Consider the following 17,005-nt stretch of genomic DNA (forward strand, 5'->3'; position numbering starts at 1 on the left):
GTTAATGTGCTGATTTTAAATAACTATTTATATTTCGCATTTTTTGTTTATGAGCTTTAATTTACCTGCTATTCAACCTTCGAAACAATCTATTTCTCTTTTTTAAGATAAATAGAAGCTGATACACGATTTACTGAATAACGTTCTGTTAACTTGATGTTTTAATTTGTATCTTTGCGTGTTACAAATTGTCGCGATAAAACTCAGTGATCATCATCACAGTAAATTGAATGGTTATTCATAAAAAATGTCAGTTACAGGTGACGTTCTTGGTTGTTGCAGTGTGTTCATGCCACCAACCTGAGTTTTATAAATCATACAACTTATAAGAATTAGGGAAGTCACAATGAAAACTAAAATAGCACTAGCAGTGTCTATGGCGCTGCTATCGTCGGCGGCAAATGCGCAAACCGTTTTATCACCTACGGGTGAAACCTTGCAGTTAGATATTCCAAGTGAACTACAAACCACATCATTACGCGGTAATGCTGCCGGGGCTGAAGTTAAGTTTGTACCAGAAGCTGATTTAGGCGAGGGTGAATTTACTTATATCGTTCGTTTACGCGACAGTTCAGTTGCTAATTATCAAGGAACGACTCCTGGTTTTAAAGCGACGAGCTCACAGAGAGTGCAGGCAAGTGGCACTTCAAAAGTCGCGGTGAATGGTAAACTCGATGCTTCAAGACCTGAAGTCAAAAGCTATGTTAGCTATTTAAAAGTCAAACAAAACCGATTTCTAGCTAACGCAAGTGCGGCTATTGGCACCAATCTGCAGCCATTAACGACCTATCAGTATGCGTTAAACGGTATGGCAGTGCGCATGACTCAAGCTCAAGCGAAGAAAATGGCTGAGTTACCTGAGGTTGCGTTTGTTGAGCGCGAACGCATGGAACAAATGGAAACTGATGTTAGCCAAGCGCTTATCGGTTCTCCAAATGTATGGGATGGTAGTGCAACGGGCACGAAAGCCATGGGTGAAGGTGTGATCGTCGGTATTATCGACTCAGGCATTAACTCTGACCATGCTTCATTTGCGGATGTTGGTCAAGATGGTTATGACCACACAAACCCATTAGGTCAAGGCATCTATATTGGTGACTGTAAAACTGATTTCGCCAGCATGTGTAACGATAAACTGATCGGTGTCCGTAGCTATCCAGAAATCACCAATAACTTTGATGACGTAAAAGTGTATGGTGACACCCCTCCGGCAAAAAATGGTGAGGATTACGGCGGACACGGTTCGCATGTCGCCAGTACAGCAGCGGGTAACATTTTAGTGAATGTCCCTTATGTGCAAGGTGAAACGGGTAAGTTAGAAGGTGATGGTATTGCGACGGGTCTTGAATTTGCGCAAATCTCAGGTGTTGCACCACATGCAAACATCATAGCTTATCAAATCTGTAATCCGGGTAATGCGGGCGACACTTATTCTGGATGCCCGACCGCACCTATTTTAAAAGCGTTAGACGATGCAATCAAAGATGGCGTCGATGTGATTAACTTTTCAATCAGCGGTGGTGGAAATCCGTGGAATAGTGCAACAGAGCAAGGTTTCTTAGCTGCACGTAATGCGGGTATTTTTGCTGCCGTTGCTGCGGGTAACACACGTGCCGCGACAAATACTAGCCCTGCTATTAATCAAACACCTTACTCAACGCCTAAAAATGCGCCTTGGTATACGTCGGTTGCTAACTCGACCCACAATCGCGACATAGTACGCGCCGTTGAATTTAATGGTAAAAACTACCACTACACTGCTGGCTCTGGCCCGGTTCAAACAGAAGTGCTCAAAGGTGTGCCTGTTTATGCAGGCACAATTGATGCGGCCAATTTTGAAGCCTGTAAACCATTCGCTGCGGATGCTTTTAAAGATAAGATCGCTGTTTTAAGACGCGGTGGTTGTTCATTTGATATTAAAGTCGCTGCGGCGATGAAAGCTGGCGCTAAGGGTGTGATTGTTTTCAATAGAGATGGTGAAAATAATGCGCGTCTGACCATGTCTGGGCTAGATAAATTGGATATTCCAGCGGTATTTATTGGCGATATCGATGGCTTAGAACTGATTGCTGCTATGGCGGCAAATCCAGCGCTTGAAATCACGCTGTCTCCAACCCCTAAAGTCATCAGTAAAGAAGCGGATGTTTTAGCTGCCAGCTCATTGATTGGACCTAACCTGACTAACGATGTACTCGTGCCTTATGTTGCTGCACCGGGTAGTGACATTTACGCTGCTTATGCAGATCAACAATTCGGCCATGATAAGACGGGAACTGATCCTGCTGATTTCACGTTGATGTCAGGTACTTCGATGGCGAGTCCTCACGTTGCCGGTGCTGGCGCGTTACTTAAATCACTGCATAAAGATTGGACCCCAGATAACATTCGTTCTGCGCTAATGATGACAGCAACGACAGCCCAAGCGATGAAAAAAGCCGATGGCAAAACTGTTGCAGATCCGTTTGACGTAGGCGCAGGCCGTATTCGTGTGGATTTAGCGGCTAAATCTGGCTTAGTGATGGATGAAAGTGCCTTAAACTACGAGATTGCTAACCCTACAACAGGTGGCGATCCTCGTAAGTTAAACATTCCAAGCATGGCTGATTCACGTTGTATCGATACTTGTACTTGGACACGTACTGTCACTGCAATGGCTGACGGTAGCTGGACAGCAAAAGGTGTTTCCGCAACCGATAAGTTCGCGTTAACTGTGACGCCAGAAAGCTTCAACCTGAAAAAAGGTGAGAGTCAAACTATCACTGTGACTGCGGATGTGACTAACGTCGGTGCAAGTTGGGGCTTTGGTAACTTAGTATTAGCTTCGGAAGCCTTCCCAACGGCTAACATGCCGATCGTGGCTAAAATTGCTAAACGCGACTTACCTGCGGTTGTTAATGTTTCAGCCTCACGTGATGCCGATGAGCGCAATTTGGCTCACTTGAAAGCGATTGATCTACCGGGTGTTGCGGCGACAGTGACTGCACTTAAGTTAAGCGCTACTTATGAATCAAGTGTGAAACAAGATTCAAATACCGATAGTGCATTTGATGATTTAGCCGATGGCGTAAAAGTATTTAGCTTTAACGTTGAAGACAAAGCGTTATATTTCAATGCATCAATCGGTAATACCACCTCTCCTGACTTAGACATGTTTGTGATACTCGATAAGAAAGATGGTAGTAAGCTTTCTATCGCGGCATCTTCGGCTTTTGGTGGTTCAAAGGAAAGTGTGTCTATTAAGGACCCAGTGAAAGGTGAGTATATTGTCGTGATACAAAACTATCAGGCATCTGCAGCCGATGCGGATGATGCTTTTAGTTTGAAACAAGTGACCTTATACGATGAAGCGGGTGATAACTTAACGGCAAATCTTACCGGTGATCATAAAGATTTCAACGTCAACTTAGCTTGGAAACAAGCGATGTTAGTGGGCGATGCTGGCTTGGCAATGCTGACTCTGACCACTACTGATGACAAAGTCGCACCGGTTAAAATTCCGGTTATATTTGAGCGCGTCAGTGATGATGTTTTACCGCCTCTAGGTAGCACTGTTTCTGGCGAGTTAACGCCAGGCGCCGCTAAAATGATGAAGACCCGTGTCGAAGCGAACAAAACGCAAGAAACCCGCGTTTACACTTTAGAGGCGTTATTACCAGAAGGTCACGAAGTGGCTAATATCAGCCATCAAGGTACACAAGTGGGTAATAAGATCACTTGGACTATCGAGATGGTCTCTGGTGCATCGGCACAAGATGTGACGTTTGACTTAGTGCCACGTAAGGCAAGCCAAGACAACCTTGTGACTTTGACCAACAAAGTGAACAACGAGTCGGCTGAAATCTTGAAGCAAGAATATCAATTTGATGTGCCAGAAGTTGCGCCAGTGGCAGTGATTGAAGCGCCGGTATCTGTTCAAGAAGGTAAACCACTGTTTATCGATGCGAGCAAGTCATCCGATGCTAACAATGACCCATTGACCTACAAATGGACTCAGTTAGGCGGCGCGAGCTTCAACTTTGACGCGAATGCAGCCAAGCTTAATCTAGTGGCGCCAGAAGTAAGTGGTACTGCTCAAACCGTGTCATTCCAACTGACTGTAGCGGACAATCATGGCAACAAAGATTCAAGTGTTGTGTCTGTGTCTGTGACAGAAACACCAGCTAAGAAAGATGATGGTGGTTCATTAGGTTGGTTAAGCTTGTTATTGCTACCATTTGCCTTTGGCCGTCGTAAGCAAGGCTAATTGTTTAAGGTTAAATCGCAAGGTGTAACAGTTAGTTACTAGTAAAAAGAAAGGGCTGATATCAATATCAGCCCTTTTTGTTTTAATCGATTTAGGTCAGCGATTTGACATTAAAAAATCGACAAAGGCGCGGTCTGCTTGACTCACGGGGCGCTGTTTTTTCCATGCGATGTGCAGATTCAAAAATACTGGAGGATCGAAGGGTTTAGCTAAAATGTCATCTTTTGAGCTGATTGCCATTTCGAGCACGCTGGTGATCCCAAATCCTTGGGAAACAATCTGTTTGATAAGGTTAATCAAATTAGTCTCGAAGGCGACATTGGGCTTTTTCCCCAGATCCTTGGCTTGCGATAAGATCCACTCGCGGTGGAAATAACCTGTCTTGAACATCACTAATTCATGGTCGAAAAAGTCATTGAGACTGACGGCGCTATGTTCCGCTAAAGGATGTTCGGCTCCCATAGCGATCACCATTTGCTCACGGATCAACAGCTGACTATCAAATTCGGGTTGTAGGTCTTGGGCGGTAATGATTGCAATATCCACTTCTTCCTGTTGCAACATACGCAACGCGTCGCGCGTCCCGCCTTCAAACAGTGACAGTTTCAACTCGGGGTATTTATGCCGAAAAGCCATTAAGCGCGAGGGCAGGTAGAAAGATCCCAGCATGCCCGGCACGGCAATGCGGACTTCCCCCGAGGTGAGATTGGCCATGGCACGGATTTGCGCTTCGGCCTGCTTAATCTGTTTCAGGATCAAAGTGGCATGTTGATGCAAGACTAAACCTTCGGCCGTGAGTGCGAGCAGCTTGTCATTCTTGTTGCTCGTACGATTAACTAAAGTCACGCCGAGTGCGACTTCTAAGCGCTTGATACTTTGGCTTAAGGCCGGTTGGGCCATATTGAGCTTTTTGGCTGCGGCGGTAAAGCTGCCAGTACTGGCAAGGGCATCTAAATGCTTGAGTTGGCGGATATCCATCAATCGGGCCCATACTGTTGAATAGTGGCAAGGTCGGTGCGTTGTGGTTATAACAAAAATCAATGATAGCGATAGATATTATCTATTATTGTTATGTTATGCCCAGTGATAACCTTTGTCTATCCTATGAGTGATGCTTTGTCGAGGCTCCTGTGCAAGCCGTGTTAGATACTATGATTGATAATAAACAGCGTGATACCCGACTGATGTGGGCGCTATGTGTTGCTTCTGTGGTGGTGTATATCAACTTGTATCTGATGCAAGGCATGCTGCCGCTAATTGCGGAGCATTTTGCGGTATCTGGGTCTAAAGCGACGTTAATCCTGTCGGTAACCAGTTTTTCCTTGGCCTTTTCATTGCTCTTGTATGCGGTACTGTCAGACCGTATCGGTCGACACACACCGATTATTGTCAGCCTGTGGTTGTTGGCGCTATCTAACTTATTGTTGATTTGGGCACCGGATTTTAATGGGCTAGTGCTAGTGCGATTGCTGCAAGGTGCATTACTCGCTGCCGTGCCAGCGATTGCTATGGCGTACTTTAAGGAGCAGTTGTCACCGAGCACTATGCTCAAAGCCGCGGGCATTTACATTATGGCGAATAGCATTGGTGGCATTGTTGGCCGTTTACTCGGCGGCGTTATGTCGCAGTTTTTATCTTGGCAAGAATCCATGTGGCTGTTGTTTTTAGTCACCTTAGCGGGCGTGGCTTTAGTGAACTATTTACTGCCTTCACTTGCCGATGCGCAGGCCATGTCAAAGAGTAAAACTGAGCCCTCTTTATCAAAACGCGCCCGTTTAGCCCAAGATCTTCATGGCTTTAGCCATCATCTCACCGATGCACAAATGCGCTTGGTCTACGCGATTGGCGGCTTAACCTTTATGATGATGGTGAATCAATTTAGTTTTATTCAGCTGCATTTGATGGCGGCGCCCTATGAATGGAGTCGCTTTCAAGCAACCTTGATTTTCCTGTGTTATTCCAGCGGTACTATAGCTTCGTATTTCACTGCGAAATGGCTCGCCAAATTTGGCCAACATAAGTTGTATCAGTGGTCTTGGTGCGTGATGTTGCTCGGCAGTTTACTGACCCTGTTTGATACCACTTTAACCATTAGCTTAGGTTTTTTGATGACAGCCTGTGGCTTCTTCCTCACCCACAGTTGCTGTAATTCTTTTGTCGCAATGCGGGCCAGTCGCGATCGGGCTAAGGCGACATCACTGTATTTATGCTGTTACTACTTAGGCGCGGCGATAGGCGGCCCTTATTTAATGATGTTTTGGCATGAGGCGCAGTGGCGCGGCGTGGTAATGGGGTCATTAACCTTACTGGCTTTGATTGCCTTGGCCATCACCCGTTTACATTACCATCAAACCAATGACGTTCGTGCGCTTGCATAGGCTTCGACAGGGCTATTGTTGTTAAAGCAATAAAAGTAAAAAAATCGCTAAGCTATTATATCAAGTGATTAAATCAAATGAATAAAGGCCAACATCAACCGTTGGCCTTCGTTTTTGGTGTGGGTCGTTTGATCAGCTGGCTCAAACCTGCAAATCATACTCGTTATGCGGAATGTGGGGCTGAGTTTCATGCCTTGAGTCTTATGGTCGATATTTAAGCTCATCCACTAAGCGTTCTGATTTAATGCATCTGTTGCAGCTTAAGTGCAGCGATTTATTAACCTTGATATTTCCAATAGGGCGGATTGCCATACACCTCAAGAAAGTAGTCAATCACAGCGCGGACATTCAATGAGGGAGTGCGAGAATTTGGGTAAATCGCAGTAATATAATGCTGATCAATTTTTATCGCTGATTCGCAGTCCGTGAGCAATGAAATAAGTTGTCCATTTTTAAGAGAGTCACCGATTAACCAGTCAGGAAAGAGGACGATTCCCATATCATTTAATGCGGCTATGAGTAATGTTTCCGCATTATTTGAGGTGAGTATGGGGGTGATGGGTTGATGCAGCCATGTCGTCTTGTTCTTGTTAAAAAACCAGCGATTTTGACCCGAAGATCCGCTATAGACTAGGCATTGATGGTTTTTGAGATCGGCGGGTTCAGTGGGCATGCCATGCAGTGCTATATACGCTTTGGACGCCGCAAGATGATAGGTTTGGCTTCCCAGCATTCTTGAGTGGAGTGATGAATCAACCAAAGTGCCAATACGAAAGATAATATCGGCGGCACTAACATGCGGGTCGATATAATCGTCAGTTTGTGTGAGCTCCACTTGCACCTGCGGATATCGCCTTAAAAACCCCGCTAACCAAGGCGCAATATGTCGCTGGCCGAAAAAAACCGGGGCATTAATTCTGATCAATCCCTTAGGTTCTATCGTCCTATCTAATAATTCATTGCGGACTTCATTCAGTTGCTCTGCCATGGAACGCGCATATTCAATGAAAATCCTACCCGATTCCGTGGGTATGATTGCCCTGGTATTTCGATAAAACAGCTGCTGTCCCAGAGAATCTTCTAGTTGGCTGATGACTCTAGAAATCATCGAGGGAGAGACCCCTTCCTTTCGAGCCACAACAGAATAGCTTTTGCTGTCATAAACGCCGATAAAAAACTTTAACGCTCGCATATTGATTGAGTTTATATCATTCATTTTTGCAAATTCTGCACAGGTGTTTCCTGCATTGTCTCATTTATTGGTTTTATCGACTAGGGTACTCTTGCTGCCCTTAATCACAGGAGCTTATGTATGCAGTTTTTAATGATTTTTTTTGTTGTGCTAGGAGGGGCGGGATTATCCGTTGAAGCGGGCCTCCTAGGACCTTTAGGTGCTGAAGTCGGGGAGTTATGGGCAACCTTTAGCATTTTCGGTGTTGGCGCAGCGCTTACCTTTATCTTGATGCTGTTTTTCAGCCCTCGAAATAGTCCCTCATTTTTCGCGCAACCCTCTTGGACATTAACGGGCGGCGTGCTGGGCCCTATTTATGTGGTGATACTCACGATCGCAACACCAGCAGTTGGGATTGCTATGACAATGATCGGTATTTTAGCAGGCCAAGTTGCGAAGAGTTTGCTGATTGACCACTACGGTTTATTTGGTACAGCACATAGACGAATTGATACCAAACGTATTGTGGCACTGCTATTTATCGTCGCAGCATTAGTGCTGATGGCGCAAAGTTAAGGGCGAGTTATGACATTGATTATGATTATGTTGGCTGTGATTGGCGGGGCAACCTTGAGTATGCAAGCAGCAATAAATGGACAGCTGGGGAGTAAAGTGGGGGTGTTTCGCAGTGCATTTTTAACTTTTTCGACTGGAGCCTTGATCACTGGGTTGTTGATTTTTTATTTTGAACCACCTCAAGCAGTGACATTGTTGGATGTACCTAAATGGCAGTTATTAGGTGCAATGTGTGGCGTGCCTTATATCGTCATCATGGTGTTAGCCGTTCAGCGGATAGGTACAGCTGTCGCAACCGTTGCGGTTATTTTTGGACAGCTACTAATGAGTATGTTGATTGATAATTTTGGCTGGCTTGGCAATGAAACGATTCACTTTTCTGCAAGTCGAATCGCCGCCGTGATCTGTTTGGCGATCGCACTGTATTTTATACATTCAAGTAATAAAACGTCGGCGTAATACATGATTCAGACTCATTTTTATGCTGTGATAGCGAACCCAGCTCAAGCTGGGTTCGCACTCTCTTGTCATCGAAATGAGCTAGTCATCGGAGTTAATGTACTGCTTGCGGTCTAAATCGTATTTTCGCATTTTGTCGTAGAGGGTTTTACGGGGCAGTTCCAGCTGCTCCATTGTTTGCTTAATGCTGCCCTTGTTGTGGCTAAGCGCTTCTTCAATCAGTACCCGCTCAAAAAACTCTACCCTTTGTAGCAAGGACATACTCGAGTGCAGGCTTGGGGTATTGCCCAAAGTGCCAGCAAAGGCGGCTTCTCCGCCCAGCAGCACAAAGCGTTCGGCGAGATTACGTAATTCACGCACATTACCCGGCCAGTCGTGGGAGGTGAGTATGGCGTTTTGCTCGGCATTTAAGGCAATAAGCGCTTTGTGATAGCGTGCCGATGCGACGCGGGCAAAGTGCAGGAACAGCAAAGGAATATCTTCTCGGCGATCCCGCAGGGGAGGGATAGGCACAGTCACCAGATTTAAGCGATACAACAAGTCTTGACGAAACTCCCCCGTGTCACACAGGCTTTTTAAATCTACTTTAGTGGCGGCAATTACCCGTATATCAAGGCTGATGCTTTTGTTTGATCCTAAGCGTTCAACTTTACGATCTTCAAGTACCCGCAGCAGCTTTACTTGCAGCGACAGTGGCGTACTTTCAATTTCATCTAAAAATAATGTGCCGCCGTTGGCGTATTCAAACTTACCAATGCGCATCTTATCGACGCCGGTAAAGGCACCTGCTTCGGCGCCAAAGAGCTCACTTTCAATTAAGTTTTCGGGGATCGCCCCACAGTTGATGGCGACAAAGTTGGCTTGGCTGCGGCTGCTGTGATCGTGTAAATAGCGGGCGACGAGCTCTTTACCTGTGCCTGTTTCACCCTCGATTAACACGTCAGCGGGGGTGTCTATCACTTGATCTATGATGTGGCGCATGCGGTTGATGCCGACACTGTTACCCAAAATGCGAGGGCCTGGTACGCTCTGGCTTTCGAGATCCTTTTTAAGCTTACGGTTCTCTAGGGTCAGGCTGCGTTTATCTAAGGCGCGCTTGACCACATCGAGTATATGCTCGTTATTAAAGGGCTTTTCGAGAAAGTCGTAGGCGCCTTGCTTTAGGGCATTGACTGCCATGGCGATATCCCCAAACCCTGTCAATAGCACAACGGGGAGGTCGGGGTCCTGCAGCCGGATTTGTTGCATTAAGCTGATGCCATCTAATTGCGGCATGTTGACATCCGATATCACCATTCCCGCCCAATCCTTATGCAGGTGCTTAGCGATCCCTTTAGGCTCTGTGGTGGCGAGCGCCTTAATGCCCTCAAGTTCAAATAGCTGAACGAGAACTGTGCCTATGTGCGGCTCATCGTCGATGATGAGTACAGAATAATCTTGGATGGAATTGGGCACACTCATGAGACTAACGTTCCTCAAGCAAATAAATAGGTAAAATAATCTGGAAAATGGCGCCACCCTCTTCGGCATTGGCAACGTTAATTTGGCCTTGCATGGATTCGATAATACGCTGTGAAATCGATAAGCCCAGCCCTAATCCGTGGCGCTCGTTAGTGGTAAAGTAAGGTTCGAATATTTTTTCCATTTGGCTTTCACGCACGCCAGGGCCAGAATCTTGGATGCTGATACAGAACTTATCTTCATTGGTCACGCGGATGACCAAGCTGCGTTTAACCGATTGTTGCATAGCGACAATGGCGTTGCTCATGATATTGACAAACACTTGCTGTAATCGGACTTTATCGCCCCAAACCTGATAGTTGCCATTGGGTAACTGCACATCGAGTTCAACGCCTTGCTTGTCTATTGCAGGCTGAACTATGGTCAGCGCTTGTTTGATACAGCGGCCAATATCGGTAGCGCTATCCGTGCCTTGGCTCTTGCGAGTGAAGCTTTTAAATTGGCCGACAATATCGGCCAATCTATCGGTCAGTTCAATAATAATCTTGATATTATCCAAAGCCTTATCTTGCATATTACGGGCTAGAAAGGTTTGAGTATTTTGGGCGTAGCTGCGCAGTGCCGCAAGCGGCTGATTAAGCTCATGGTTAATGCTGGCGGATAAACTGCCGATCACTGTGAGTTTTGCCGCTTGAATGAGTTCATCCTGAGTATCTTTAAGCTGATGGTTCGCCTGCTGCAAGTCCTGAGTCCGTTCTTCGACTCGCTGCTCTAACAGGCTTTGTGCCAGCTGCATACGCTGTAGGTTGCGGCGACGCTCGGCGCTAAACAAGATGCTGAGCGCCAGCAACAGATAAATGCTGGCTGACAGTAACATTAGTGCAGGTAAAGACGACAGCAAGGGTTTGATGGGCGCTAAGATGTGCACCCGCCAGCCAGCTTTGGCCATCAACTGATGATTATCCATGTATTGCTCATGATCTCTGCCCGTTTGTAATTGGTAGAGCATGGCTTGGCTGCCACTCTCATAGGGCGGTTTCATCAACAGTTCACCTATGGGGCGTTCCGCGTAACGCTTTGATGCATTAAGCGCATATTGTTTGGCTTGGGTAAGTGGAGTGAGTGACTTTAACCGCCACTCATCGACGCTAGAGATAAAAACAATGTCTTCAGGGTCGCTGATAAGGAATTGGTATTGACCCGCAATGGCAATGCTCGTGCTTTGCTGCTCGATACCGCTAATGTCCACTTTGACTATGATCGCGCCGAGTATGCCTTTGCCGCCTTGCTGATAAATAGGGTAAGAAAAGTAAAAACCACGCTTATCTGAGCTGGTACCCACGGCATAATAACGGCCTAAATTGCCCGAAATAGCATCGGTGTAATAGGGTCTAAAGGAATAATCCTTGCCAATAAAGGAGAAACTCTGTTGCCAGTTACTGGCGGCAATCGCGATCCCTAAGGCATCAATCAGATAGATATCGGACGCCTCAGTGACATGCTGGATTTCTTCGAGATATAAATTAAGTTCTTGGACTTTATCGGGGTTTTGTTGGTCGTTCAGTACATTGGCGAGCATAGGGTTAGTCGAGAGCACGTGGGGAATGCTTTCGTATCGCGATAATGCACCATCGAGAAAGCTGACTAACTCCTTCAGTTGTTTCTCCGATTGGGTTTGGATCTCGATTTTACCTTGATGCAAATGCACCCAATAGGTCAGTTTGAGCGTTGCAAATAGGCCTGCAAGTAACACTACAGTGAGAAAGAGGCGTTTCTTGGCCTTAGGCGTCATGGGCAACATGGTGGCTATCCTGATAAAGCGACGGTATCAATCACTGAGATTGTGCATCATAAAACAAAGCGAGCCTGACTAGGCTCGCTTAAAAACTAACTGTAATCAAGGGGTAATCTCACAACCTTGCATTGCAGATTAATATCCACGCATCGAATCCAACCATTCTGGTAAGAAGAGCGAAATCTGTGGCACGTAAGTGATCAAGGTTAAGAAAGCTAACATCAGCAGTAACCAAGGCAGAACCGATTGAATGACCCAGCCAATACTCTTACCCGTGATCCCCGCGGTAACAAAGAGGTTGAGCCCCACCGGCGGCGTGAGCATACCTATCTCCATGTTTACCACCATGATGATACCTAAGTGAATAGGATCTATGCCTAAGTGAGTCGCGATAGGGAAGAGGATCGGCGCCATAATCAGTACAATTGCCGATGGCTCCATAAAGTTACCGGCAGCAAGCAGCAGTAAGTTAACGATGATCAGGAAGCCCCAAGCGGGTAAACCCATGTTAACGATATGCTCAGCGATAATATGTGGAATACGTTCAGTGGTTAATACATGCGCGAACAACATAGCGTTAGCTATGATAAACAGCAGCATGATACTGACCTTAGCACCATCACGCACTACGTTACGTATGTCTTTGTCGATAGGCGTTTTAATTAGCCCTAGGAACATGTGACCTAAGTTACGTGCGGCGGCTTTAGGTAAGCTTTCACCTTGATTGCGCCAAGCCACCTCTTTTAATGGCCCAATGTCACGGTAACCAAATACCGCAATAAAGTACGCATACATACAAGCCACAGCCGAAGCTTCAGTCGGGCTAGCAACGCCGCCATAGATAGAGCCGAGTACGATAAGGATGAGTGCTAATCCACCCAAAGCTTTGGCGCTTGAAATCCCCAGTTGTTTAAAGCCTGGGAAAGGACGCGAAGGCAAGTTCTTAAAGCGGGCGACGATGTAGATAACGATCATCAGGATGAATCCCATCATTAAACCTGGGATTAAACCTGCCATAAACATTCTTGCTGCAGACACTTCGGTCGCTGCCGCATACACCAACATCACAATGGACGGTGGGATCAAAATACCAAGTGTGCCTGAGGTGGTGATAACCCCCGCCGCAAACTTCTCGGGATAACCCGCTTTAACCATGCCCACAATCACGATTGAACCAATCGCAGCTACGGTAGCGGGTGATGAGCCTGAAACCGCCGCAAACAGCATACAGGCCATAACAGATGCCATCGCTAATCCACCACGGACATGTCCAATACTGTCCATGGCAAAATCGATAATCCGTCTCGCGACGCCACCGGTTGAGAGGAAGGCGGATGACAGAATAAAGAAGGGGATAGCGAGCAGAGTGTAATGCTCCGATGAAGACTCATACAGTTTGAGTGCCACTGAGGCTAAGGAGTCATTCGAGAAAAACAAAATGGTGAGCATGCTGGAAAAACCTAACGCAATAGCGATAGGCATACCGAGAAACATACACACTAATAGGGCGGTAAATAGGGTTGCGATCGCCATTATTTAGTCTCCTTTTCGTCAGAGACGGGTTCTTCATTGGCGTTTTTAACGCTTTCATCGATTAAGTGCATACTTTCTTTCGCTTCATCGGCAAATTGGAAGCCAGTGACTTGGTCACGTAGGATGGCAATAAAGAGTTCGGCGAATCGCCAAGTCAACATCGAAAAACCAATGATCAAGATGCTCTGGGATAACCAAATCGGTACCGCGCCATCTTCAACATCAATCCGTAAGGTGTTCCAAGCAAAGTCTGGGTCGAGGCTTTTTAACAAAAATTGGGGGAAATTAATATCTTCCATAGGCACACCAATTTGATACATCTGGCTTAAGTAATCCCAACTGCCTTTTAAAAAGAGTCCGCAATAGACAATACAGACAAAGGCGGTAACGAGGGACGTTATCTTTTTGGCCCGAGGCGCTAAGTTTTTAACGAAGGCATCGACACCAATGTGCGCGCCAACTTTTACCCCATAAGACATACCAAACAACACAAACCAACCGCAAAAGGTCAGTGTGAGTTCTTGGATCCACAGAAAACCCGTATTGAAGAAGAATCGTGCGACGACTTCTGAAAACACTAACAACGTCATCAGAGTGATCAATAAATTGAGCACACCTTCTTCAAAATAACCAAATATTCGCGATATCACAGCCATAATCCCCTCGCTGAAATGGCCGCTTAACCTCGGTTGAGATTAAGCGGCTATCATCATTATTATTTATTTGCAGCTACAGCAGCTTCAATCACATCTTTACCGATTTGCTCTTCAAACTTAGCCCAAACTGGTTTCATCACATCGACCCATTTTTGACGTTCAGCAGGCGTTAAAGTCACTAACTGTGAACGTTTAGAATCTAGGATTAACTGTTTGTCTTGGTTATCTTTCTCAGCGGCAATTTTGTTACCTAATGCGATAGATTCATCTAAAGCTTCTTTGATGATCTTACGTTTGTCAGCGGGTAAGCCTTTCCAGAAAGTGTCAGAGGTCACGACCATATAGTCGAGCACACCGTGGTTACTTTCAGTGATTTGGCTTTGCACTTCATAAAACTTTTGTGAGTAAGTATTTGACCACGTGTTTTCTTGACCATCGATAGCGCGGGTTTGCAGCAGGGTAAATACTTCAGAGAAGGGTTTTTTCACTGGGATAGCACCGACAGCATCAAACTGAGCCGCCAAAACATCAGATGCCATTACGCGGAACTTCAAGCCGTTTGCATCAGATGGATTTTTAAGTGGCGTGTTAGCCGAGAACTGTTTCAGGCCATTGTGCAAATAACCTAGACCGACAATCCCTTTACGGGTCATAGAGTTCAGCAGTGTTTGACCTGCTTCACCTTGTTGGAAACGGTTTACCGCATCCATATCATTGAAGAGGAAAGGTAAATCGAATACTTGTAGGCGTTTAGTGTAACGTTCAAATTTTGAGAGTGACGGCGCAACAAATTGCACGTCGTTTAACAGTAGTGCAGCTAACTCGTTGTTATCCCCAAATAACTGTGAGTTAGGAAATACACTGACCTTGTATTCACCCGGTAAACGTTGTTCAACGAGTTCTTTAAACTTAAGTGCCATTTGGCCTTTGGGCGTATTTTCTGCCACAACGTGCGAAAACTTAATTTCAATAGGTTCTGCAAATACGTTAAAGCTGGTTGCGAACACGGAGGCAACGGCGAGCATTTTGACTAAGGTTTTGAGTGGACGGGTCAATCCAGTTTGTTGATTCAATGTCATCTTGAGTTCCTTTTTCTGTTGTTAGGATTTGTCCTCAGTCTTGGTTAGTTTGTTACCAAGTTTGAGTAGGAATACAGCCTTGATTTCCCTGAGGTCTGTCTTACTAAAGGCAAATACCACGCCAACTTACACTGACTTCTGTAAGTGTTTGGTTACTAAAGTGTAGTTCATTTGATGTTTGTCACACTTTTAGTTTTGTGGGTGAGATCTCGCTCACAGTGATTTTGTATTTGGGTGGGAACCCACCCATGGCGCGGATCTGCCTCAAATAGATAGCCCTTGACGGTGCAGGTTTATTAAACAAACTTAGTTATTTTGAGATCAAAAAATGCCGCAAAAGTATGCGCTACGCTGAAAAATGCGTGATGGATTATTTTGGGATAAGCAGTGTAGGCTGATTGTGTGGTTAATTGTGGTCAAGTCGATGGTGTTTGTCGTCAATCAAGACAAAGGGACAGTTGGTGCAGTTAATCATCATCTAAAAGGATACGTTTTAGGATCGCATCGCTAGGCAACAACTCTAAGTGGCCTTGTTCGTCAAAGTACCAACCGGTAATAAAGCCCTTTTGGCGCATACTAACGAGATTATGCATGACTTCCCGTGCTTCCTTGAGTGCCGTTTGCTCATCGCAAGCGTGGGTATGCTTTAAATAAGCGGCAATATTGGCAAGAGAAGCGGATTGACTGACGCTGGCCATAATGTTGATCTCCAAACAATGCTAAAAGCAGAATGAAATCAGGCTGAGTGTCGATAGAGCTTGGTATTTTACGGATTATAAAAGGCGAAAGAGTAAAATTTAGCACTCGCTGATTGAGATCAAGCATAGTTGAGTCAGCGTGTTGGTAAAGTTTATTGGGGGGATAAATATGGTGGTCGCTACTGGGCTCGAACCAGTGACCCCCTCCTTGTAAGGGAGGTGCTCTCCCAGCTGAGCTAAGCGACCTGGGATGTAACTTGTGTATTGCAGAATATGGTGGTCGCTACTGGGCTCGAACCAGTGACCCCCTCCTTGTAAGGGAGGTGCTCTCCCAGCTGAGCTAAGCGACCTGGGATATAACTTATGTATTACAGAATATGGTGGTCGCTACTGGGCTCGAACCAGTGACCCCCTCCTTGTAAGGGAGGTGCTCTCCCAGCTGAGCTAAGCGACCTGGGATATAACTTGTGTATTGCAGAATATGGTGGTCGCTACTGGGCTCGAACCAGTGACCCCCTCCTTGTAAGGGAGGTGCTCTCCCAGCTGAGCTAAGCGACCTGGGAATTCTGATATTACACAATTTTAAGTCATTCTTCACTGAAGAATGGTGGTCGCTACTGGGCTCGAACCAGTGACCCCCTCCTTGTAAGGGAGGTGCTCTCCCAGCTGAGCTAAGCGACCTGGGAATGACTTTCACACAATAAGGTACATTAAGTTATATGGTGGTCGCTACTGGGCTCGAACCAGTGACCCCCTCCTTGTAAGGGAGGTGCTCTCCCAGCTGAGCTAAGCGACCTGGGATATAACTATTTTGTACAGCCATTATTTCTTTACAAATTATGTATAAAAACAATGGTGGTCGATACTGGGCTCGAACCAGTGACCCCCTCCTTGTAAGGGAGGTGCTCTCCCAGCTGAGCTAATCGACCTCGCTGTGTGGAGCCGTATTATAGGGA

The 17,005-nt window shown here is 45.9% G+C and carries 13 protein-coding genes and 7 tRNA genes; 5 read left to right on the forward strand and 15 right to left on the reverse strand.

The annotated features are described in order from the left end of the window. The first annotated feature begins 346 nt into the window (after positions 1–346). Entirely contained in the window at positions 347–4,243 is a 3,897-nt protein-coding gene (locus tag K5Q99_RS11135; protein ID WP_220776908.1) for a S8 family serine peptidase, read from the forward strand. A 96-nt stretch (positions 4,244–4,339) separates the two neighbouring features. On the opposite strand, the gene K5Q99_RS11140 is transcribed toward K5Q99_RS11135, so the two are convergent. Continuing rightward, complete coding sequence (locus K5Q99_RS11140) at positions 4,340–5,221, reverse strand: LysR family transcriptional regulator (protein WP_012587291.1); 882 nt, start codon at positions 5,219–5,221, stop codon at positions 4,340–4,342. A gap of 152 nt (positions 5,222–5,373) precedes the next feature. Between K5Q99_RS11140 and K5Q99_RS11145 the strand changes: the two genes are divergently transcribed. Both K5Q99_RS11145 and K5Q99_RS11150 read left to right on the forward strand, forming a co-directional pair. Then, a complete protein-coding gene (locus K5Q99_RS11145) occupies positions 5,374–6,621 on the forward strand; it encodes an MFS transporter (protein WP_012197365.1) in 1,248 nt (415 codons plus the stop codon). 77 nt (positions 6,622–6,698) lie between these two features. Then, a complete protein-coding gene (locus K5Q99_RS11150; protein WP_220776909.1) occupies positions 6,699–6,839 on the forward strand; it encodes a hypothetical protein in 141 nt (46 codons plus the stop codon). Positions 6,840–6,898: 59 nt separating this feature from the next. Here the strand turns inward: K5Q99_RS11150 and K5Q99_RS11155 are convergent, their stop codons facing one another. Continuing rightward, a complete protein-coding gene (locus tag K5Q99_RS11155; RefSeq protein ID WP_220776910.1) occupies positions 6,899–7,837 on the reverse strand; it encodes a LysR family transcriptional regulator in 939 nt (312 codons plus the stop codon). Between the two features lie 96 nt (positions 7,838–7,933). On the opposite strand from K5Q99_RS11155, the gene K5Q99_RS11160 reads away from it, so the two are divergent. Then, positions 7,934–8,368, forward strand: a complete 435-nt coding sequence (locus tag K5Q99_RS11160) for a DMT family transporter (protein WP_220776911.1) — start codon at positions 7,934–7,936, stop codon at positions 8,366–8,368. Positions 8,369–8,377: 9 nt separating this feature from the next. Beyond that, positions 8,378–8,827 (forward strand): DMT family transporter, encoded by a 450-nt coding sequence (locus K5Q99_RS11165; protein ID WP_220776912.1) that lies wholly within the window; start codon positions 8,378–8,380, stop codon positions 8,825–8,827. Between the two features lie 81 nt (positions 8,828–8,908). On the opposite strand, the gene K5Q99_RS11170 is transcribed toward K5Q99_RS11165, so the two are convergent. The 13 genes from K5Q99_RS11170 to K5Q99_RS11230 form a co-directional block, all read right to left on the reverse strand. Further along, the gene (locus K5Q99_RS11170; protein ID WP_006082299.1) at positions 8,909–10,288 is read right to left on the reverse strand and encodes a sigma-54-dependent transcriptional regulator; all 1,380 of its coding nucleotides are present in this window, start codon (positions 10,286–10,288) and stop codon (positions 8,909–8,911) included. Between the two features lie 4 nt (positions 10,289–10,292). After that, the gene (locus K5Q99_RS11175) at positions 10,293–12,089 is read right to left on the reverse strand and encodes a sensor histidine kinase (protein WP_220776913.1); all 1,797 of its coding nucleotides are present in this window, start codon (positions 12,087–12,089) and stop codon (positions 10,293–10,295) included. A gap of 129 nt (positions 12,090–12,218) precedes the next feature. Then, positions 12,219–13,616, reverse strand: coding sequence for a TRAP transporter large permease (locus K5Q99_RS11180; RefSeq protein ID WP_006082297.1), 1,398 nt, complete (start codon positions 13,614–13,616; stop codon positions 12,219–12,221). Next, positions 13,616–14,272 carry a TRAP transporter small permease gene (locus tag K5Q99_RS11185; protein WP_220776914.1) on the reverse strand — a complete coding sequence of 219 codons (657 nt, stop codon included), beginning with the start codon at positions 14,270–14,272 and terminating at the stop codon, positions 13,616–13,618. The genes K5Q99_RS11180 and K5Q99_RS11185 overlap by 1 nt, the downstream gene beginning before the upstream one ends. Before the next feature lie 59 nt (positions 14,273–14,331). Continuing rightward, positions 14,332–15,351 (reverse strand): TRAP transporter substrate-binding protein, encoded by a 1,020-nt coding sequence (locus K5Q99_RS11190; RefSeq protein ID WP_220776915.1) that lies wholly within the window; start codon positions 15,349–15,351, stop codon positions 14,332–14,334. Between the two features lie 467 nt (positions 15,352–15,818). Further along, positions 15,819–16,049 (reverse strand): hypothetical protein, encoded by a 231-nt coding sequence (locus K5Q99_RS11195; RefSeq protein WP_006082294.1) that lies wholly within the window; start codon positions 16,047–16,049, stop codon positions 15,819–15,821. A 170-nt stretch (positions 16,050–16,219) separates the two neighbouring features. Further along, positions 16,220–16,295, reverse strand: a tRNA-Val gene (locus K5Q99_RS11200). A gap of 28 nt (positions 16,296–16,323) precedes the next feature. Then, positions 16,324–16,399, reverse strand: a tRNA-Val gene (locus K5Q99_RS11205). A 28-nt stretch (positions 16,400–16,427) separates the two neighbouring features. After that, positions 16,428–16,503, reverse strand: a tRNA-Val gene (locus K5Q99_RS11210). A 28-nt stretch (positions 16,504–16,531) separates the two neighbouring features. Next, positions 16,532–16,607, reverse strand: a tRNA-Val gene (locus K5Q99_RS11215). A gap of 47 nt (positions 16,608–16,654) precedes the next feature. Next, a tRNA-Val gene (locus K5Q99_RS11220) sits at positions 16,655–16,730 on the reverse strand. A gap of 39 nt (positions 16,731–16,769) precedes the next feature. Continuing rightward, a tRNA-Val gene (locus K5Q99_RS11225) sits at positions 16,770–16,845 on the reverse strand. A gap of 57 nt (positions 16,846–16,902) precedes the next feature. Beyond that, positions 16,903–16,978 (reverse strand) — tRNA-Val (locus tag K5Q99_RS11230). Positions 16,979–17,005 lie beyond the last annotated feature (27 nt).

Source organism: Shewanella hafniensis (assembly GCF_019655335.1).
Taxonomy (GTDB): domain Bacteria; phylum Pseudomonadota; class Gammaproteobacteria; order Enterobacterales; family Shewanellaceae; genus Shewanella; species Shewanella hafniensis.